Annotated in this window: 14 protein-coding genes; 6 read left to right on the top strand and 8 right to left on the bottom strand. The window is 71.9% G+C overall.

The window, feature by feature from the left end:
- Positions 1-14 precede the first annotated feature (14 nt).
- The 5 genes from ABD466_RS32610 to ABD466_RS32590 all read right to left on the bottom strand — a co-directional run bounded on the left by ABD466_RS32610 (position 15) and on the right by ABD466_RS32590 (position 11430).
- On the bottom strand, positions 15-1244 hold the full coding sequence (locus ABD466_RS32610) for an ABC transporter substrate-binding protein (protein WP_344661071.1): 1230 nt from the start codon (positions 1242-1244) through the stop codon (positions 15-17).
- A gap of 233 nt (positions 1245-1477) precedes the next feature.
- The gene (locus tag ABD466_RS32605) at positions 1478-4894 is read right to left on the bottom strand and encodes an ATP-dependent helicase (RefSeq protein ID WP_344661070.1); all 3417 of its coding nucleotides are present in this window, start codon (positions 4892-4894) and stop codon (positions 1478-1480) included.
- A complete protein-coding gene (locus tag ABD466_RS32600; protein WP_344661083.1) occupies positions 4891-8160 on the bottom strand; it encodes an ATP-dependent helicase in 3270 nt (1089 codons plus the stop codon). Before ABD466_RS32600 ends, ABD466_RS32605 begins: the two co-directional genes overlap by 4 nt.
- Positions 8161-8395: 235 nt before the next feature.
- The gene (locus tag ABD466_RS32595) at positions 8396-10738 is read right to left on the bottom strand and encodes an ABC transporter permease (RefSeq protein ID WP_344661069.1); all 2343 of its coding nucleotides are present in this window, start codon (positions 10736-10738) and stop codon (positions 8396-8398) included.
- Positions 10735-11430 carry an ABC transporter ATP-binding protein gene (locus ABD466_RS32590; protein ID WP_344661068.1) on the bottom strand — a complete coding sequence of 232 codons (696 nt, stop codon included), beginning with the start codon at positions 11428-11430 and terminating at the stop codon, positions 10735-10737. Before ABD466_RS32590 ends, ABD466_RS32595 begins: the two co-directional genes overlap by 4 nt.
- 87 nt (positions 11431-11517) lie before the next feature.
- On the opposite strand from ABD466_RS32590, the gene ABD466_RS32585 reads away from it, so the two are divergent.
- Complete coding sequence (locus ABD466_RS32585; protein ID WP_344661067.1) at positions 11518-12462, top strand: sensor histidine kinase; 945 nt, start codon at positions 11518-11520, stop codon at positions 12460-12462.
- Positions 12459-13136 carry a response regulator gene (locus ABD466_RS32580; RefSeq protein ID WP_344661066.1) on the top strand — a complete coding sequence of 226 codons (678 nt, stop codon included), beginning with the start codon at positions 12459-12461 and terminating at the stop codon, positions 13134-13136. Before ABD466_RS32585 ends, ABD466_RS32580 begins: the two co-directional genes overlap by 4 nt.
- A gap of 48 nt (positions 13137-13184) precedes the next feature.
- On the opposite strand, the gene ABD466_RS32575 is transcribed toward ABD466_RS32580, so the two are convergent.
- Complete coding sequence (locus tag ABD466_RS32575) at positions 13185-13538, bottom strand: MGMT family protein (protein ID WP_344661065.1); 354 nt, start codon at positions 13536-13538, stop codon at positions 13185-13187.
- Positions 13539-13686: 148 nt separating this feature from the next.
- Here ABD466_RS32575 and ABD466_RS32570 point away from each other — a divergent pair, with 148 nt between their 5' ends.
- Complete coding sequence (locus ABD466_RS32570) at positions 13687-16194, top strand: lysylphosphatidylglycerol synthase domain-containing protein (RefSeq protein WP_344661064.1); 2508 nt, start codon at positions 13687-13689, stop codon at positions 16192-16194.
- Positions 16195-16298: 104 nt separating this feature from the next.
- On the opposite strand, the gene moeZ is transcribed toward ABD466_RS32570, so the two are convergent.
- Positions 16299-17480 carry an adenylyltransferase/sulfurtransferase MoeZ gene (gene moeZ / locus ABD466_RS32565; RefSeq protein ID WP_344661063.1) on the bottom strand — a complete coding sequence of 394 codons (1182 nt, stop codon included), beginning with the start codon at positions 17478-17480 and terminating at the stop codon, positions 16299-16301.
- A 158-nt stretch (positions 17481-17638) separates the two neighbouring features.
- Between moeZ and ABD466_RS32560 the strand changes: the two genes are divergently transcribed.
- The 3 genes from ABD466_RS32560 to ABD466_RS32550 all read left to right on the top strand — a co-directional run bounded on the left by ABD466_RS32560 (position 17639) and on the right by ABD466_RS32550 (position 18906).
- Complete coding sequence (locus ABD466_RS32560; RefSeq protein ID WP_344661062.1) at positions 17639-18289, top strand: TetR/AcrR family transcriptional regulator; 651 nt, start codon at positions 17639-17641, stop codon at positions 18287-18289.
- Between the two features lie 88 nt (positions 18290-18377).
- Positions 18378-18602 (top strand): DUF3107 domain-containing protein, encoded by a 225-nt coding sequence (locus tag ABD466_RS32555; RefSeq protein ID WP_344661061.1) that lies wholly within the window; start codon positions 18378-18380, stop codon positions 18600-18602.
- Between the two features lie 37 nt (positions 18603-18639).
- Positions 18640-18906: a hypothetical protein gene (locus ABD466_RS32550; RefSeq protein WP_344661060.1), complete on the top strand. Its 267-nt coding sequence runs from the start codon at positions 18640-18642 to the stop codon at positions 18904-18906.
- A 62-nt stretch (positions 18907-18968) separates the two neighbouring features.
- Here ABD466_RS32550 and ABD466_RS32545 read toward each other — a convergent pair whose 3' ends face one another.
- Complete coding sequence (locus ABD466_RS32545) at positions 18969-19658, bottom strand: ferritin-like fold-containing protein (RefSeq protein WP_344661059.1); 690 nt, start codon at positions 19656-19658, stop codon at positions 18969-18971.
- Between the last annotated feature and the right edge of the window lie 312 nt (positions 19659-19970).

The following is a 19970-nucleotide window of genomic DNA, read 5'->3' as shown; positions in this document are numbered from 1 at the left end:
TACCCGTGCGGACCCTACTTGGTCGGCGGCGCCGCCTGCCAGAAGGCCCCGGAGTCGGCCTTCAGCTTGCCGATGAACTGCGCGGCGGTCATCTTGCCGGTCATGAAGTCGACCGCGTTTTTCTGAAACACGGTCGTGTACCACTTGGAGTCGTCGCGCATCAGCGCGTCCTGGTCCGGGAAGACCGTGCGGTTGGTGAGGGCCATCTGCACGGAGGCCAGCACCTCCGGGGCCTGGATGTCGGGCCGCGGCGTCATGTTGCCGGCCTCGGTGGAGATCGCCGTGAGCCGGTCCTTGTTCATGAAGTAGAGGACGAACTTCTCCGCGGCGGCGGCGTTCTTGCCGGCCTTGGGCACGGCGAAGCCGAAGAAGTTCACGCCCGCGGAGTTGTCCGCGCGGATGCCGCCCAGGTCCGGCATCGACGGGAAGACGAAGCTGTCGACCCCGTCGGTCCGCTTGGTCTCGCTGGGCGTCCAGGTGCCGCCCAGGATCATCGCGGCCTTGCCCTGCGCCCACGCGTTCTGCTGGTCCTTGGCGTGGGTGCTGTTCGCGCTGGTGTCCTCGGTGGCGTAGCCGGGCGCGAAGTAGCCGCCCTTGACCAGGGCCTCCAGCTTCTTGGCGCCGTCCAGCAGCCGGGCGTCGTCCCAGCGGCTGTCGCCGTCGACGTGGGTGGGGTCGCGCTCCTCGGCGGTGCGCTTGAACTGGCCGGGACCGACCTCGCGCTCAAACGTCCACTCCACCCAGTAGGCGCAGTTGCCCGGGATCGGGTCGAGCGCGAGCGGCGCCTGGCCCTTGGCCTTCACCGCGTCCAGGGTCTTGACGAAGTCGTCCCAGGTGCGCGGGGGGTTGGAGGACAGCTGCGGCAGCTTGGTCTTGTCGAAGAAGATCGCCTCGGACGCGATCTCGTAAGGCACCATGACGACGGCGCCGCCGGAGTCGGTGAGCAGCGGGATGTACTTGTCCGGCACGACGTCGGCCAGATTCTGGTTCTCCCCCGGCACCGGCTGCTGGTAGACGGGGCTCAGATCGGCGACCGGCACCCCGTTGGCAGCCGCTCCCAGAATGGTGTTGATGCTGCCGTCGGCCAGGTCCGGGGCCGGCTTGCCGGCCTTGATGGCGGCGGCCACGTCGTCCAGGACGGCGCGGCCGTGCCACTCGACGGTCACCGTGACGCCGGTCTCCGTCTTGTACTTGGCCAGCGCCTCCTTGATGACAGCGGCCTGTGGCTCGGACTCCTTCCACATGGACCAGTAGGTGAACGTCTTCGACGACCCCGAGGCGGGCGCCTTCGACGTGCTGCTGGAACAGGCGGTCACGCCGGTCGCGGCGACCACCGCCGCAGCCGTCACGGCTATGTTCCGCCTCTGATGTCTTCCCCTGGACTGCGAACGCATGAGGGTAAGGTACGGGCTCCGGGAAAACGCTTTCAACGCGGGGTTCCGACCCTGACACGAACAGCGTGTGACCGGCGGCTTTCTCAGCCCTCGGCGAAGAGCTCCTCGAGCTCCTCCCGGCCGGGCAGCCCGGCCGGGCGGACGGTCTGCCCGTCGCGAACGTAGACGAACGCCGCCGAGACCGACTCCAGCGCCACGCCCCGCATCTCGGCCCAAGCCAGCCGGTAGACGGCCAGCTGCACCGGATCGGCGTCGTGGGCCCGGGAGGTCTTCCAGTCGACGACTTCCCAGCCGTCAGAAGTCTTATATACGGCATCGATGCGCCCGCGCACCACCCGTCCGGCCAAAACCACCTGAAAGGGTTGTTCGACCGCGGCGGGCACGGAGTCCGCCCAGGGGGTCCGCAGGAACGCGTCCTGCAGTTCCTTGAGATCCACCTCGTCGGCGATGTCCTCGTCCGCGGCGCCCGGCAGGTCCTCGTACTCGAACAAGGCCTGCTGCCCGAACAGCGACTCGATCCACGCGTGGAACTTGGTGCCCAGCCGCGCCGACGGCGCCGGCGGCTGCGGCATCGGCCGCGCCAGCTCCCGCCGGAACCGCGCCGGATCGGTGCGGTAGCGCAGCAGCTGCGAGGCGGACATCGACGACGGGAGCGGCGCCTGGCGCTGGATGCTGCTGCCGCGCTTGAGCTCCTCCAGGAGCGCTTCGAGATCGCGGTCCCAGGAGGCGATGGCGGCGCGGTCCTCGGCGGAGGCGGCCTCGGCGTGCTCGGCCGGACGCTGGCCGGGCAGGCCGACACTGACGTCGGTCGAAGCCGCGGCAGCGTCGGCGGCGGTCACTTCAGCGAGTCCAGACGTGGCGGTGCCGGCATCGCCAGGCGCACCAGTGCGGTCAGAGCCATCAGTGCTGCCAATGCCGCCAGTGCCGCCAGGCGCCGCGGCAGGCACAGGCACACCGCCAGCCGTCCCGCTGTCGGCCGCATCGCCCGTGGCGCCGTCAGCCTGCTGCGGCACCGAAGCGGCCTGCCGCTTCCACAGCGCGGCCACCACCATCTCGGCCCCGATCCGCCGCCGCTCGGCGGCCTCGGCGTCGGGCAGCACCGGCCACCGCGCCTCGACCGCGCCCAGGCTCGGGTTCACCGCCTCCGCGTCCGGCTCCGCCGCCCAGGCCACCACCTCGCCGTGGCCCTCCTGGCAGTGCTCGCGCAGCGCCGCGAGCCAGGTGTCCGGCCCGCGCCGGCGCTTCTGCGTCGGCCCCCACCAGTGCCCGGAGGCGACCAGGTCGTAGCGCGGCCGCGTCACCGTCACGTACTCCAGTCGCAGGTCCTCCCAGGACTCGTACTCCTTCGCCTGCTCCTTGAACGCCTTGAACGCCGCCGTGTTGCCGGCGTCGTCCAGCCGCGGCAGGTGCTCGGCGTCGCCGCGCAGCGGGTACGGCAGCACCGCGCCCGACCCGACCCACGACTCCCGCGGCTTCTGCCCCGCGCCGGCCAGGTGCGGGACGAACACCGCGTCCCACTCCAGGCCCTTCGACTTGTGCATCGTCAGCAGCTTCACCGAGTCGCCCTGCGACGGCAGCGAGGCGTCGATCCCGCGCTCGTGGCGCTCGGCCGCCTTCAGGTACGCCCGGAACGCCGTGACCGACTGGTCGCCCTCCAGGTCCTGGAAGTCGGCGGCCCGGCCCAGGAACGCCGACAGCGTCTCCGCCGAGCGCTGCGCCACCAGCTTCGGCGACGCCGCCACCTCCACGTCCAGCCCGGTCACCGAGATCACCCGGTGCAGCACGTCCAGCACCGGCTCCGAGAGCCGCCGCCGCAGGATCCTGATCTCCGCCGCGAACCGCGCGAACCGGATCCGCGCCTCCTCCGAGAACGGCAGGTCCGGCCCCGGATCGGCCAGGGCGTCGGACAGCGAGACCACCTCGGTCGGGTCCGACCCGGCGACCGCCTCGGCCAGCCGGTCCCGTCCCGCGCGGTCCGCGTACTCGGCCGGGTCGCGCACCAGCTCCCGCGCCCGCATCCCGAGCAGCGCCAAGTCGCGGGGCCCGATCCGCCACCGCGGCCCGGTCAGCAGCCGCACCAGCGAGGCGTTGGCGATCGGCTCGTCCAGCACGTCCAGCATCGCGATCAGGTCCGCCACCTCCGGCAGGTGTACGAGCCCGGACAGGCCGACCACCTCCACCGGCAGCCCCTGCGCGTGCATCTCCTCGTACAGCGGCGGGATCTGGTTCCCCTTGCGCACCAGCACCGCGATCTCGCGCAGCGCGATCCCGCCGCGGTAGTGCGCGTCGGCGACCATCCGCGCGACCCACTTGACCTCGTCCTCGGCCGTTTCCAGCAGCCCGACCCGGGTCCAGCCCTTGTCCGCCTTCTCCTCCGACGGCCGCAGCCGCCGCACCCCGGTGTGCTTCTGGCGCAGCGGTTCCGACACCACGTTCGCGAACTCCAGCAGCCGGCCGCCGCTGCGCCGGTTCTCGGTCAGCGCGTAGCCGCGCGACCGGGAGCCGTCGGCGCGCGCGAAGTGCTCGGGGAAGTCGTCCAGGTTCGCCACCGAGGCGCCGCGCCAGCCGTAGATGGACTGGCACGGGTCGCCGACCGCGGTGACCGGATGCCCGCCGCCGAACAACCCCACCAGCATCCGCCGCTGCGCCACCGACGTGTCCTGGTACTCGTCGAGCAGCACGACCTTGAACTTCTCGCGCTCGATCGCGCCGACCTCGGGCCGCTCCTCGGCCAGCCGCGCGCCGAGCACCATCTGGTCGCCGAAGTCGATCAGGTCCCGCCGCAGCTTCAGGTCCCGGTAGCGCTCGACCAGCTCGGACAGCTCGATCCGCTGCTTGGCGACCTCGGCGGCCTTGAGGAAGTCGGTGTAGCCGCGCTTGGCCTTGCCGTTGCGCGGATCGCGGAACGACTCGGCCTGCCCGATGAACGCCTCCTCGTGCTCACGCAGCTCGGCCGGGGACACCAGGTGCTCGCTCAGCTCGCCGTCCAGTGCCAGCACCTTGTCGGCGAGGTCGGCGACCTTGCCCTTGAAGTACTTCAGCTCCTTCGGCCCGCGCACCGCCGTGACCGCGAGCTGGTAGCGCGTGGCGTCGGCGAGCAACCGGGCCGAGGGCTCCAGGCCCAGCCGCAGGCCGTGCTCCTTGATGAGCCGGTCCGCGTACGCGTGGTACGTGGACACCGTCGGCTCCCCCACCGACTCCTCGGCGTCGGTGTCCGGGTCGTCCAGTTCCTCGTCCTCCAGCTTGCGCAGCGCCTTGCGGATCCGCTCGGCCAGTTCGGCGGCCGCCTTGTTGGTGAACGTCAGCCCGAGCACCTGGTGCGGCCCCACCTGCCCGGTCCCGACCAGCCACACCACGCGCGCGGCCATCACGGTGGTCTTCCCCGACCCGGCACCGGCCACGATGACGGCCGGCTCCAGCGGAGCCGTGATGGCTTCGAGCTGTTCTTCCGTGTAGGGAACCCCGAGCAGTGCTTTGAGATCTTCGGTGTCCCGGATCAAAGGAGTTGCTTTCCCTCGGGCTGTTTCGGGCAGCACTTGCGGAAGACGCACGTACCGCACTGCTTCTCGCCGTACGCGGCGAAGTTCTCGTCCAGCACCCGCGCGGCCATCGTCGCGAGCTTCTTCTCGATCGGCGTGTCGCCGGGCCCTTCCACCGCGGGAGCCTGATCAGCGGTCTTGGGCAGCCCCGACGCATCGCCTTCCCGCAGGAACACCAGCTCCGCGCCGCCGGACTCGTTCGAGACGCCCTTGACCGCGCCCTCGCGCACCGCCAGCTGGTAGACCGCGAGCTGCGGGTGCTCCTGCGCCTCGCTCTTGGTCGGCACGTTCTTGCCGGTCTTGAAGTCCACGACGTAGACCAGCCCGGCCTCGTCGGTCTCCACCCGGTCGAACGAGCCCCGTATCCGCAGCTGGAACTCCTCGACGTCGATCCGCACGTCGAAGTCCTGCTCCGAGGAGTGCAGCAGCCGCCCGCGGTCGGTGACGTGCCACGCCAGGAACCGCTCCAGCGCGGCCCGGGCCTCCTCCTTCTGCTGCGGCGACTGCCACTCGGCCTCGAACGACAGCCGGTCCCAGACCCGGTCCAGCCGCTCCATGAGCACGTCCAGCCGCGCCGGGGTGTCGCCCTTGGCCACCTCGTCGGCGAGCACGTGCACGACGTTGCCGAACCCGAGGGCCACGGTCTTCTGCTCGTGCGCGGCGGCCTCGTGGTCCAGGAACCAGCGCAGCGAGCACTCGTCTATGGCCGCGACCTGGCTGGCGGACAGCAGCAGCGGCTTGTCCGGGTCCCGCACCGGCTGTTCGGAGTCGGTCTCCTCGAGCAGCCCCCACCACTTGTCGGGATGCGCCGACGGCACGAGCGGCCGCCCGTCGCCGGACTGCGCGTCGGCCAGCTGCGCGAGCCGCTCGGCGGCGGCCTGCCGCAGCTGGTCCGAGCTCTTGGGGTCGGTCAGCGCCCGCCGCAGGTCGGCGACCAGCGCCGGGATCGCCAGCGCCCGCTTGCGCAGCCCCGGCAGCGGCTGCACGTCGACGCCGAGCTCGTAGACGAACCGCGAGGGCGACTCGGCCGCCGCGTCGTCCCCGATCAGCGCGCTGTCGACGGCGGTGACCACGAGCCGCTCCCGCGCCCGTGTGGCCGCCACATAGAACAGACGGCGCTCCTCGGCGAGGAGCGTCGCCGCCGTCGGGATCTCGTCCGGCGACCGCAGGCCGTGCCGGCCGATCAGGTCGGCCTGCAGCAGCGACCCCCGCATCCGGAGGTCGGGCCACAACCCGTCCTGCACGCCAGCGACGATCACGAACCGCCATTGCAGACCCTTGGACTTGTGCGCGCTCATCAGCCGCACCGCCCCGCCGCGCGAGGACTGCGCGGCCATCGAGTCGCCGGCCAGCTCCTGCGCCTCGAGGTCGGCGATGAAGTTGCGGACGCCCCGGCCGGTGGCCCGGTCCTCGGCGCGCGCCGCGTAGTCGAACAGCACGCACACCGCGTCCAGGTCGCGGTCCGCCGCGCGTCCTGTGTTGCCGCCGCGCTGCGAGGTGCGCTCCAGCCGCTCGGGCCACCGGGTGGAGCTCCACAGCTCCCACAGCGCCTGCTCGACCGATCCGCCACCGCGCAGGATCTGGCGGGTGCGCAGCAGGAGCATGCCGAGCTGGTACGCGGGCCGGGCGACGTCCTCGTCCATGGCGATCAGCCGCGCGGGCTCGGCGAGCGCCTCCCGCAGCAGCACCTCGCTGGGCCGGACGCCGTTCACCGTGGCGTCGGTGACCTCCCGCGGCTCCGGCGCGACGGCGTTCTGGTTCGCCACGCGCTCCTCGGCCCGCAGGGCCCGAGCCAGCTTGCGCAGTTCGAACGCGTCCATCCCGCCGAGCGGCCCGGACAGCAGCGACCGCGCGACGTCCGGCGTCAGGGCCTGCTCGCTGTCGGCCACCCGCAGCGCCTGCAGCAGCACCGCCACCGCGGGCTCGGCGGCGAGCGGCAGCTCGTCGCCGGACGTGTCGACCGGCACCCCGGCCGCGATCAGTCCCCGGCGCAGCGCCGGGATCGACCGCGTCGCGGACCGGACCAGCACCGCGATCTCGTCCCAGGGGACACCGTCCTCCAGGTGCGCGCGGCGGACCAGGTCGACGATGTTGTCGAGCTCGGTGCTCGGCGTCGGGAAGGTGAAGACGTCGACCGAGCCCTGCACCGGCTCGCCGTCGACCTCCGGCCCCTGCGCCGCCAGGTCGCGGTGTTCCCGCACCTTCTCCACCGGCAGCAGCGGGATCGGCATCCGGCGTGTCAGCTCCCGCGATGCCTTCAGCAGCGCCGGGCCGCACCGCCGGGAGGTGCGCAGCACCGCGGTCTCGGCGGGCGAGCCGTCCATACCGCGGAAGGACTCGGGGAAGTCGAGGATCCCGCGCACGTCGGCGCCGCGGAACTGGTAGATCGACTGGTCCGGGTCGCCGAACACCACCAGGTCGGCGCCGTCCCCCGCCAGCGCCTGCAAAAGCCGCACCTGGGAGGGATCGGTGTCCTGGTACTCGTCCACGAACACCGCGCGGAAGTCGTGCCGCAGCTCGCGCCGCACGTCCTCCTGCCCGGCCAGCAGCACGGCGCGGTGCACCAGCTCGCCGTAGTCCAGCACCCCCTGGACGTCGAGCACGTCCAGGTACTCCTCGAAGAACGCCGAGGCCGCGTACCAGTCGCCGCGGTCGGCCCGCCGCGCCGCCCGCGCCAGCTCGGTCGGGTCCAACCCGAGCTCCCGGGCCCGGGCCAGCACGGTGCGCAGCTCTTCGGCGAACCCGCGGGTGCCGAGCGCGGCCCGCAGATCCTGAGGCCACTGGATGCGCTCACCGAGTGCGCCGCCCCCGATGCCGACGTCGAGGCTGCCCGCCACCAGGTCGCGGACGAACACGTCCTGCTCGGGTCCGGACAGCAGCCGGATCGGCTCGGTGAACAGCTCGGGGTCCTGGAACCGCCGCACCAGCGCGTAACAGAAGGAGTGGAACGTGGTCGCCAGCGGTGCGACACCGCTGTTCGAAAGCCGGCGGCCGATGCGGTCGCGCAGCTCGGAGGCGGCCTTGCGGCTGAAGGTCAGGACCAGGACCTGGTCGGGGCGCAGGGCCGCGCGATCAGGGTCCGTCCTCGCGACGACGGCCTCGACCAGCGTGTGCGTCTTGCCGGTTCCGGGACCGGCCAGCACGAGGAGCGGTCCGGACGCGTGTTCGACGACGCGGCGCTGCGCCGGGTCCAGCGGGGGTCCGCTGACCTGGGGCGCGGCCTGCAAGTCGAACAAGGTTTCTAACCCTCCGCGAGCGGGTATACCCGGCTGATACACCACGGTCCTCTATGACAACACAGACCACCGACTGTCACGCGCGCATTGACGACAAAAGGACCCGCGGGGATGTCCCCGCGGGCCCCTCATCATGCCCAACCCGTTCCCGCCCTCCGCCACCGCCCCGCCCGCGGCCGACCGCCGCCCGTCGAGGAGGCGCTCCGCGTCGCGGTGCCGACGGGCCTCACTCGCTCCGCAGCACCTCCGAGATCGACAGCCGCGCCGCAGAGCGCGCCGGCACGAACGACCCGAGCACCGCGATCCCGACCCCGGCCAGGAACATCCCCGCCAGCAGCGGAGCCGAGTACACGTGCTCCAGGCTCGCCGGCAGGTCCATGCCCTGCGCGTGCTCCATCAGCGGCACGACCACCCGGTAGAGCAGGTAGCCCAGCGGCAGCCCGACGATTCCGCCGACCAGGCCGAGCACCCCCATCGACGTCACGATCATCGCCACCACCTGACGCGGGGTCATGCCGACCGACTTCAGCATCCCGAGGTCCCGGCGGCGCTCGCGGGTGTTCAGCAGCACGGTGTTGAACACGCCGAGGGCGGCGACCAGGCTGAGGACCAGGGTGATCGCGGTCGAGAAGTACTTCATCTCGGCGTTCGGGTCCCCGTAGTCGCGCACCTGCACGGTCCACGACGGGTCCAGGTCCCGGAGCCTCGCCGCCAGCGCCTGACGGTCGGCGCCGGACGCGGCCCGCACCTCGAAGTGGTCGGCCCGGCGGCCCGGATCCAGCTGCTGCAGGGTGGTCCAGTCGGCGTTCAGGGAGCTGTCACCGCCGGTGACGTCCTCGCCCACGATGGTGGCGCGGGTGGAGTGGCCGTTCAGCTCGATGGTCAGGGACTGTCCGAGGGCCAGGTGGTGCCGGTTCAGGAACCGGGCCGGGGCGACGATCTGGTTCGGGCCGTCCAGCCAGTGACCGCGCACCATGGTCCAGCCCATCTTCGCCGAGTCGCCGCCGTAGAAGACCGCGTTGATCGCAGTGGTCATGCCGGCCACGCCGACCATGTCCTGGGTGCCACCCGACACCCCGTCCACGCCGGGGGTGGCGCGCATCGCCTTCTCCAGCGCCACCGCGTCCAGGGTCCCCGGCTGCGCCGGGTCGCGGTCGACGTCGTAGCTCACCGCGCCGATCCGGTCCGAGGCCGCCGAGACCCCGGTCATGGCCCGCGCCAGACCGTTGGCGAACACCACGGTGGTCACTCCGAGCAGCACCGCCGCCAGGGTCAGGGCGCTGCGGGCCGGGCGGGCGAACGGCAGGCCCAGTCCCATGCTCACGGACCGCGGCAGCCGCGAGCCGGCCAGCTTGCGCTGGACCACCAGGCCCCGGCCGCGCCTCGGGGCCGCGCCGGCCGAGATCGCGGCGTTCGCCGACATCCCCGCCGCGCGCCGGGCCGGGACGAGCGCCGTCAGGCCGACCAGCAGCGGCACCCCGAGCAGGCAGACGACCTCGGCCAGCGGGCTGATGCCCTGGTTCCCGCCGAGCGAGCTGAACGCCTTGGCCAGCAGCGGCTGGCCGACCACGGTGCCCAGCGGGATCCCGATCACGGTCCCGGCCACCGCCGGCACCGCCATGGTCGCCACGAACACGCTCACGACCTGCCGCGGGGTGTAGCCGATGGTCTTGTAGACCCCGATGTCCCGGTAGCCGGAGACCACGGCGCCGCTGACGACGTTCAGCACGATCAGCACGGACACGGCCAGGGCCAGCGCGCCGAACGCGATCAGCATCGGCAGCAGGGCCTCCAGCTTGGCCAGCATCGAGGCGCGGGTGGTGCGCCAGGACTGGAAGCCGGTGAGGGCGTCCGCGGGCAGTTCCTTGGTCGCGGCCGCGAGGTCGGCCTTCACCTGCTCGTCGGTGTCAGCGTTCTGGAACCGGTACAGCATCTGCAGGTGGTCGGGGTGCAGCGCCGACATCTGGCTCGGCGCGACCCAGGCGTCGGCGGAGCCGGACACCGAGTAGGCGTAGCCGACGACGGTGAAGGTCGGCAGGCCGGGACCGGTGATCGTGTGCTGGTCGGTCGGCCGACCACCCTGGGTCACGGGGCCCATCAACCGCATCCCGGGCGGCAGGGCCATGACGATCTCGCCCGGCGCGGTCGCCCACCGCCCCTTCCACAAGTTCACGCGGTCGACGTCCCCGGAAGCCGGCTGCGCTCGGCCCACCACGGTCATGTGCTCCCCACGGCCGCCCCCGTCCGGCCCCATCACGAGGGACACCGACGCGGCCTGGAACGGCCCGGCCGCGCCCGTGACCCCCGCGGCGTGCGCGGTGGCGGACAGCTGTGCCGCGGAGGCCTTCGCCGCGTCGAAGGCCGCGACGGCGTGCGGGCCGTGCTGCTGTCCGAAGGCCTGCTCGAACGGCCCGTTCGCGGCCTGCAGCAGGCCCAGGCCCAGCACCGCGCTGAACGCGGAGACGGCCACCACCATCCCGATGACGACGGTCTGCACCTTGCGGTGCTTCACGATGGCGCGCGAGGCCCGCCACACGGGCCCTCTGCTCGGCCTGATCACGGCGCTCACGCGGTCCTCTCCAGTTCGCGCTCGGCCACGATCCGGCCGTCCGCGACCTCGACCAGGCGGCTGGCGCAGCGGGTGGCCAGGCGCGGGTCGTGGGTCACCATCAGCAGGGTCTGTCCGAGCTGGTTCAGGTCGATCAGCAGGTCCATGACCTGCTCGCCGGAGCGGCTGTCGAGCGCTCCGGTCGGTTCGTCGGCGAGCAGCAGCGCGGGCCGGTTCATCAGGGCCCGGGCGACGGCCACCCGCTGGCGCTCGCCACCGGACAGCCGCTGCGGGTAGGTGTTCCCGCGGTCGGCGATGCCCAGTTCGCCCAGCAGCTCCAGGGCGCGGCGCCGGGCCTGGCCGGCCGGCGTGCCGGTGAGCTGCGCGGCCAGGGCCACGTTGTCGAGCGCCGGCAGGTCGTCGATCAGGTTGAAGAACTGGAAGATCATGCCGATCCGGCGGCGGCGGAACAGGGCCAGGCCGGTCTCGTTCAGGCGGCCGAGGTCCTCGCCGTGCACCACGACCCGGCCGGAGCTCGGCCGGTCCAGCCCGGCGACCAGGTTGAGCAGGGTCGACTTGCCGCAGCCGGAGGGGCCCATGACGGCGACGGCCTCGCCTTGGCGGATGTGCAGCGTGACACCGTCGACGGCGGCGGTGTCACCGAAGTCCTTGCGGACGTCGTCGAGACGGACAACGGGCTCGTGGGAGGTCATGTGATCACCGTAGGGTGGGGGCTCGTCGCGGCTCATCGGTCCGTGGTGGTAATCGTCCGGGCCACTCATCCTGGGGATGTAGACACGATGGCAGTGCTGGTGGGGGTACTGGTGGGGGCGCTGCTGGCGGCTTCGGCCGCGGCGGGCAGGCTGGCCGTGCTGCTGCGGCGCGAGCGGAAGCGGTACGCCGGATCGGTCGAGGAGCGGGGCTGGCTGCTGGAGCGCGAGCGGGAGAGCTCGGCGCGGACCGCGGTCGACGCCGAGCGCGCGCGGATCGCGCGGGAGCTGCACGACATCGTCAGCCACAACGTCAGCATGATGCTGATCCAGGCCGGGGCGGCCCGGCAGGTGCTGGCGGCCGACGCGGCGAACAGCGACGAGGCCGAGGGCGCGCTGCTCGCCGTCGAAGGCGCGGGGCGCGCGACGATGACGGAGCTGCGGCATCTGCTCGGTGTGCTGGCCCCGGCGCAGGACGGCCGCGACGAGGAGGGCTCGGGCCTGTCACCACAGCCGACGCTGGCGCGGCTGTCGGCGCTGGTCGACAAGATCGCGTTCGCCGGGCTGCCGGTCGAGGTCCGGATCTCCGGCGAGCCGAGGCCGCTGCCCGGCGGGATCGACGCGACGGCCTACCGGATCGTGCAGGAGGCGCTGACCAACGCCCTGAAATACGGCGGGTCGAGCGCCGACCTGACCGTCCGCTACGACGACCGTTATCTCCGCATCGAAGTCCTGACCGCCGGCTCCGCCTCGCTGAACGATCTGGGCTCGGCCGCCCCCGCGGGCGAGAAGCTCGGCACCGGCCGCGGACTGATCGGTCTCCGGGAGCGCGTCGCGGTCTACGGCGGCGACCTCGACGCCCGCCGCCGGCTCGGGGGTGGGTTCCGGGTCCGCGCGAAGATACCTTTGGACGCGCCCACCCGTCTCCCACCACCGCCCGTTGAGGAGACGCTACGCGTCACTGGAAGTAATCCCACCCGTCTCCCACCACCGCCCGTTGAGGAGACGCTACGCGTCACTGGAAGCGATCAATGAGCCCCCGTGTCCTGATAGCCGACGACCAGTCCCTGGTCCGCACCGGTTTCCGCATGATCCTGACCGCCAACGGCATCGAGGTCGCCGGGGAGGCGGCCGACGGCGTCGAGGCCGTCGCGGCCGCTGCCGCCCTGCGCCCCGACGTGGTCCTGATGGACATCCGCATGCCGAACCTCGACGGGCTCGAGGCGGCGCGCCGGATCCTGGCCGCCGACCCGGACTGCCGGATCCTGATGCTCACCACGTTCGACCTCGACGAGTACGTCTACGAGGCGCTGACGGCCGGCGCGTCCGGCTTCCTGCTGAAGGACGTGACGCCCGAGCACCTGGTGGCGAGCGTGCGGCTGGTGGACACCGGCGACGCGCTGCTGGCGCCGTCGATCACGCGCCGGCTCGTCGAGAAGTTCGCGGCGCCGGCCGCCGAGCGCGCGGGCGGGGCGGCCCCGGCCGTGCATCGCGACCTGGCCGCGCTGACCCCGCGCGAGCGGGAGATCCTGACCCTCATGGGGCGCGGCCTGTCGAACTCGGAGCTGGCCGGACAGCTGGTGCTGTCCGAGGCGACGGTGAAGACCCACGTCGCGCACATCTTCACCAAGCTGTCGCTGCGGGACCGGGCCCAGGCGGTGGTGGTCGCGTACGAGACCGGGCTCGTGGCGCCCGGGGACGGGGACTGAACCGCCCCCGGGCCCGCCCTTTGTGCGACGGCGCGCTGGTCGCGAGCCTCAGCGCGCCTCGATCACGGCTGGAGGGACCTCCCCGTCCTCGGGCCACCAGCGGGCCCTGGCCATGTCGATCCGCCCGCCGTCGGGCTTCAGAGGCGTGCCCTCCTCGCGGTAGTTGGCCAGCGCCTCGCGCTCGTGCCCGGGCAGGAAGCCGCCGTCGCTGCGCACCACCCGCCACCAGGTGACGGCCCCGCCGTAGCGGGCCATCGCGGTGCCGACCTGGCGCGGGCCCCCGTCGCCGAGCCACTCCGCGATGTCGCCGTAGGCCATCACCCGGCCCGGCGGGATCCGGTCGACGACATCGAACACCCGCTCCACATACGGAGGCAGTTCGGGTGGTTTGGCCACTTCCATCACTCCCGTCGAAGTAATCCCGCGCGCTCGCGGCGGCCCCGTCGTGGGACGATCAGCCACAGTCGCCGCATGCACGGGGCGCCAGGGACTATCGTCCTTGTGTCCGGCAGAGCGCAACACGAACACAAGACCAGAAGACAGGTGGACAGTGGCAGGGGAGCCCGGCACCGCCTCACCGGCCCGCCCGGGTCCGGTCGAGGCCGTCACGCCGGCCCTCAGCATGCCCGTGCTCGGGCCGGGCCCCGCCTCCGCGCCGCCGCCCCCGGGCCACACCCCGGTCATCGACGAACCGCCGGAGCCGCGCCGCATACGCAGGCCCGCGGACCTGCTGCGGGCCGTGGCCTCCTTCGTGTTCATGCTGCTGTTCCTGGCCCTGGGGATGGTCGCCGGCGGCACCACCCGCGGCGCCGAGTCGGACATCTCCAAGCTGTCGGCCGACCAGAGGCTGCCGCTGGGCCTGGTACTGGGAGTGACGTCGGTTCTGCTGGCGGTGGTTCCCATCGTGCTGGCGATCGACCGCCTGTACCGGCGCGACACGCGGCGCGTGGTGGACTCGGTGCTGTCCGCGGCCATGGCGTACCTGGCGGCGGTGGGGCTGAACGCCGTGGTGGCGTCGCCGCACACGCCGAAGGCCATCCGCGACGCGCTGACCCTGCCGACCAACGCCGCGGGCAACACCGCGGCGTTCCACATCTACCTCACGACGGTCGTCGCCTACCTGACGATCATCGGCTTCGGGAACCGCCACAACTTCCAGACCGCGACCTGGATCGCGCTGATCGCCTACGGCGTGGTGACGCTGATCCAAGGGGACGCGACGCTGATCAGCCTGGCCGAGACCGTCCTGCTGGGCCGGCTCGTCGCCTTCGGCTGGCGCTGGGCCCGAGGGGTGATCAACGACCGGCCCACCGGAGAGGCGGTGTACTCGGCGCTGCTCTCGGCCGGGCTCGGACCGCTGTCCTGCCGCCGGGTGCCGGACGTCGAAGAGGTGCGGCGCTACCGGGTGGCCACCCGCGAGCGCGGCGACCTGGACGTGATCGTGCTGGACCGCGACCAGCAGGCGGCGGGGCTGGTGTACCGCCTCTACCGGCGGCTGCGCCTCCGCGGGCCGGCCCAGCGCCGGAACCTGCTGACGCTGCGGCGGATGCTGGAGCAGGAAGCGCTGATGTCGTACTCGGTGACGGCCGCCGAGATCCGCACGCCCCGCCTGCTGGCGGTGCGGGACCTGGGGCCGGACACCGGGATGCTGGCGTACGAGCTGATCCCGTCCCGGGCCCTGGACCAGCTCGAGGAGGCCGAGCTCACCGACGGCCTGCTGGACGACATGTGGGCGATGCTCGCCGAGCTGCACGAGCACCAGCTGGCCCACCGCCGGCTGTCGGCGAACGCGTTCGTGGTGGACGGCGGGGGCCGGCCGTGGCTGACCGACCTGCGCCTGGGCGAGGTGGCGGCGGGGACGCTGTCGCAGCGCCTGGACACGGCCGAGATGCTGACGGTGACGAGCCTGTACTTCGGGTACGAGCGCTCGGTCGCGGCGGCCGTCGACCGGCTCGGCGAGGACGACGTGGCGGCGGCACTGCCGATGCTGCAGCCGGTGATCCTGACCCGGAACACGCGCACCGCGCTGAAGAAGTCGAAGGGACTGCTCCGGAACATCCAGGAGGCGGTGCAGGCACTGCACCCGTCGGTGGAACCGGAGCCGGTGAAGCTGGAGAGGTTCAGCCCCCGCACGCTGTTCTCGGTGGTCGGCCTGTCCTTCGCGGCCTACGCGCTGATCGCCACGAACCGCTCGTGGTCGAGCCTGACCGCGGTGAACTGGTGGTGGACCGGCGCCGCGGCCGTCGCCTCGGTGGGCACGTACGCCGCGGCGGCGATGGCCCTGGACGGCTTCGTCCCCGAGAAGCTCCGCTGGGGCCGCACGATCCTGTCCCAGGTGGCGGCCTCGTTCGTGACCCTGGTCGCCCCGGCCGCGGTCGGCGGCGTCGCCGTGAACACCCGCTACCTGCAGCGCACCGGCCTCCCGACCCGCGCGGCCGTGACCGCGGTGGGAGCCCAGCAGGTCGTCGGCCTGGTCCAGCACCTGCTCCTGATCCTGGTCTTCGGCGTCATCGCCGGAAGCTCCGGCGACAACAGCGGCGGCGGCTCCCACGCCTCCAGCGCCACCCTGATCGCGATCATCCTGGCCCTGGCCCTCCTGGTCCTGCTGATCGGCACCATCCCCCAGCTCCGCCACTTCGCGGTCAACCGCCTCCGCCCCCTGGTCGCCGGCTCCCTCCCGCGCCTGATCGAGGTCGCCCAGAACCCCCTGAAGCTGACCACCGGCCTCAGCGGCACCGTCCTCCTGTCACTGCTCTACATCTTCGCCCTCTGGGCCTCCATCCAGGCCGCCGCCACCGACGGCCACGCCGCGAAGATCAACTTCGCCACCGTGGCCATCATCTTCCTGACCGCCCAGGCCGCCGGCTCGATCGTCCCCACCCCCGGCGGCGTCGGCGGCGTCGAAGCGGCTCTGACCCTGTCCCTGACGACGTTCGGCCGCCTGGACACCGGCCTGGCCACCACGGCCGTGCTGCTGTTCCGGCTGATGACCTTCTGGCTGCCGGTGCTGCCGGGCTGGCTGGCGTACAACTACATGACGAAGCGCGGGGAGTTGTAGGCGATCACTCGGTCGCCTGAGCGTGACAACCCCAAAAAATGGACCGCCGCCCCGAGCAGGGACGGCGGTCGATCTCGCGCGAACCGCTGAAGCGGCGGTGAACCTCAGTACGTCGGCTTCTCCGGCTCGATCTGGTTCACCCAGGCCAGCACGCCGCCGCCCACGTGCACCGCGTCCTTGTAGCCCGCCGCGTGCACGACCGCGAGCGCTTCGGCCGAGCGCACGCCGCTCTTGCAGTGCAGGACGACACGCTTCGTCGGGTCCAGCTTCTCCAGTGCGCCGCCCATCAGGAACTCGCCCTTGGGGATCAGCGTCGCGCCGGGGATGTTCACGATCTCGTACTCGTTCGGCTCGCGGACGTCGATCAGCTGGATCTTCTCGTCGGCGTCCAGCCAGTCCTTCAGCTGCCGGACGGTGATGGTCGAGTCCTTCGCCGCGTCGGCCGCCTCCTCGGAGATGGCGCCGCAGAAGGCCTCGTAGTCGATGAGCTCGGTGACGGTGGGGTGCTCGCCGCAGACGGCGCAGTCGGGGTCCTTGCGGACCTTCACCGTGCGGTAGGTCATCTCCAGGGCGTCGTAGATCATCAGGCGGCCGACCAGGGGCTCGCCGATGCCGGTGAGGAGCTTGATGGCCTCGGTGACCTGGATCGAGCCGATGGAGGCGCACAGGACGCCCAGGACGCCGCCCTCGGCGCAGCTCGGGACCATGCCCGGCGGCGGGGGCTCGGGGTAGAGGCAGCGGTAGCAGGGGCCGTACTCGGACCAGAAGACCGACGCCTGACCGTCGAAGCGGTAGATCGAACCCCAGACGTAGGGCTTGTTCAGCAGCACGCAGGCGTCGTTGACGAGGTAGCGGGTCGCGAAGTTGTCGGTGCCGTCGACGATCAGGTCGTACTGGGCGAACAGCTCCATGACGTTCGTCGAGTCGAGCCGCTCCTCGTGCAGGTTGACCTGCACCAGCGGGTTGATCTCGCGCACCGAGTCGCGGGCCGACTCGGCCTTGGAGCGGCCGACGTCGCTCTGGCCGTGGATGATCTGGCGCTGCAGGTTGGACTCGTCGACCACGTCGAACTCGACGATGCCGAGCGTGCCGACGCCGGCCGCGGCCAGGTACAGCAGGGCCGGCGAGCCCAGGCCGCCGGCGCCGACACAGAGCACCTTGGCGTTCTTCAGACGCTTCTGGCCGGCCATGCCGACGTCGGGGATGATCAGGTGGCGCGAGTAGCGGCGCACCTCGTCCACGGTCAGGTCCGCTGCCGGCTCGACCAGCGGGGGTAGGTTGCTCACAACGTCTCCCAGAGAAGTCTTCGAGGCGCCTGGGGGTAATCCGCGGCATTCAACGACAACCGTCGCATGCCCGGCTCGATTCCCGGACGCGCGGTCCACTTTCCGAGACCGATGGACGACCCGGTCGGATCAAGCTACCCGCGCGTAGACTGACGACCATGACCACAACCGACGCCGCCTACGCCGAGGCCGCCACGTCCCGGCAGCGGTCCGCCAGGCTGCCTCGGAGCGCCCGCCGCAACCAGTTGCTCGGAGCCGCCGAGGAGGTGTTCGTCGCGCAGGGCTACCACGCCGCCGCGATGGACGACATCGCCGAGCGCGCCGGCGTCAGCAAGCCGGTGCTCTACCAGCACTTCCCGGGCAAACTGGAGCTCTACCTGGCGCTGCTGGACAAGCACTGCGACCAGCTGGTCGCCCAGGTGCGCGGCGCGCTGGCCTCCACCTCCGACAACAAGCAGCGGGTCGCGGCCACCATCGGCGCCTACTTCGACTACGTCGAGCACGAGAGCGGCGCCTTCCGGCTGGTCTTCGAGTCCGACCTGAACAATGAGGCGGCGGTCCGGGAGCGCACCCACCGCGTCACCCAGGAGTGCGCCGAGGCGATCCGCGACGTCATCGCGACCGACACCGGCCTGTCCGACGACGAGGCGATGCTGCTGGCCGTCGGCCTGACCGGGGTGGCGCACGTCACCGCGCGGTACTGGCTGTCCACCGAGGGCGGCCGGATCCCGCGGGACGCGGCGGCGCGGATCGTGTCGCAGCTGGCGTGGCGCGGCATCGGGAACTTCCCGCGCAAGGATTCTGTCTAGATAGCTGGCACGCCAGAGCACCCCAGCCCCTGGCACGCTAGAGCACACCAGTCATCTGGCACCGCTTCGAGCACCTAAGGAAGCCTTCGTGGAAATCAAGATCGGCATCCAGCACACCGCGCGTGAGCTGAGCCTGGAGTCCAACCAGCCCCCCGCCGACGTGGAGGCGGCGATCGCCGCCGCGCTCAAGGACGGCGGCGTGCTGACCCTGGTCGACGACAAGGACCGCAAGGTCCTGGTGCCGGCCGAGAAGATCGCCTACATCGAGCTCGGCGAGCCCACCGGCCGCCGTGTCGGGTTCGGGGCGATCTGACCCGGTTCGAGGGGTGACAGTGGGGTAAAAGGGACGCATGTCCTTCTTCTCACTGCTGTGGCTGGCGGCCCTGGGGCTGGGAATCGGCGCCCTGGGCCGCGCCGTCGTCAAGAACGGCACCCCGATGGCGACGTGGATGACCACGGTCGTGGGCGTCGTCGGCGCGGTCGGCGGCGGCGGTGTGATCCACGCGATCCTCGGCGACGGCCACCTGCTCATCGGCACCGGGCTGGGCGTGGCGCTGGCCGTGCTGCTGGTGACGGCCGTCACCGGCTGGCAGCGCACGCGGGGCCAGGAGTCCTGACCCGCGCCGGGCCCGCACGAACGCGCCCGGCCGGGGCCGCCGGCCACCGGGGCCGGCCGGATCTACGCGCTCAGCCCCAGGGTCGCCATCCGCGCCCCATGGCCCTCGGTCAGGCGCGTCAGCATCTGCCCGACCCGCGCGAGGTCGTCCGCGGTCTCCGCGTCCGGCGCCGCCAGCACCCCGGCCAGCAGCGCCGCGAGCGCAGGCCGTCGCGTCGCGATCTGCTGGGCCTGCGTCAAGGCCTCGCCCATGATGCGGCGCCCCCACAGCGCCAGCCGCCCGGCGACCTTCGGATCGGCCTCGATGGCCGCGCGCACGTGCTCCACGACGAACACGCCGTGGCCCATGTCCTCCAGGACGTCTTCCACGACCCGGCGGGAGTCCGCGTCGAGGAAACGGGCCGCCTCACGGTAGAAGTCGGCGGTGAGCGTGTCGCCGATGTAGGCCTTGACCAGGGATTCGAGCCAGTCCGCGGGCCTGGTGTGCTCGTGGAACGCGTCGACCGCCTCGACGAACGGCTCCATGGCGGCTGTGGGCTCCGCCCCGAGTTCGGCCAGCCGCGTGTGCACCTTCCGGAAGTGGTCGAACTCCGCCGCCGCCATGCTCGCGACCTGGGCCTTCCCGGCCAGCGTGGGAGCCAGGGCGGAGTCGGCGGCCAGGCGTTCGAACGCCGTCAGCTCTCCGTACGCGACCAGACCCAGCAGGTCTGTGACGGCTGTCTCGTAGGACACGGTGGTCGCCGGAGAAGTCATGAGGGCAGTTTATTCAGGTGTTTTCCGTCGGGTACACTGACGGTGACTAGCAGGATGCCCGGTCGGTGGCCCGATCGGCTCCGACCAACTGCGGCAACCGGACTCACCGAGAGTCCCCAGAAGCCGCGAGGTTCGCCCGCTCCTCCAGAAGTCTCATCGCTGGGGTAGACGCGGGCACGTACGCAAACAGCACCAATAGCACCGTGCTGCCCCCCTCGCGCAGTGCCGCTCGACAGAAGAGGCATACATCATCAGCGCTGTCACCACTGACACCGAAGAGCGTCCCGGCACGACCGAGGCCGCCGAAACCCC

The organism is Catenulispora subtropica (assembly GCF_039531675.1).
In the GTDB taxonomy this organism is placed as follows: Bacteria; Actinomycetota; Actinomycetes; order Streptomycetales; family Catenulisporaceae; genus Catenulispora; species Catenulispora subtropica.
The sequence above is the reverse complement of the archived record's forward strand: the minus strand, read 5'-3'. Positions and strand labels throughout refer to the sequence as shown.

Bases quoted from the DNA above. Each gene is read 5' to 3' on its own strand.
- ABD466_RS32610 (WP_344661071.1), bottom strand. From the start codon at position 1,244: ATGTGGAAGGAGTCCGAGCCACAGGCCGCTGTCATCAAGGAGGCGCTG.
- ABD466_RS32590 (WP_344661068.1), bottom strand. From the start codon at position 11,430: ATGACCTCCCACGAGCCCGTTGTCCGTCTCGACGACGTCCGCAAGGAC.
- ABD466_RS32585 (WP_344661067.1), top strand. From the start codon at position 11,518: ATGGCAGTGCTGGTGGGGGTACTGGTGGGGGCGCTGCTGGCGGCTTCG.
- ABD466_RS32580 (WP_344661066.1), top strand. From the start codon at position 12,459: ATGAGCCCCCGTGTCCTGATAGCCGACGACCAGTCCCTGGTCCGCACC.
- ABD466_RS32575 (WP_344661065.1), bottom strand. From the start codon at position 13,538: ATGGAAGTGGCCAAACCACCCGAACTGCCTCCGTATGTGGAGCGGGTG.
- ABD466_RS32560 (WP_344661062.1), top strand. From the start codon at position 17,639: ATGACCACAACCGACGCCGCCTACGCCGAGGCCGCCACGTCCCGGCAG.
- ABD466_RS32550 (WP_344661060.1), top strand. From the start codon at position 18,640: ATGTCCTTCTTCTCACTGCTGTGGCTGGCGGCCCTGGGGCTGGGAATC.
- ABD466_RS32545 (WP_344661059.1), bottom strand. From the start codon at position 19,658: ATGACTTCTCCGGCGACCACCGTGTCCTACGAGACAGCCGTCACAGAC.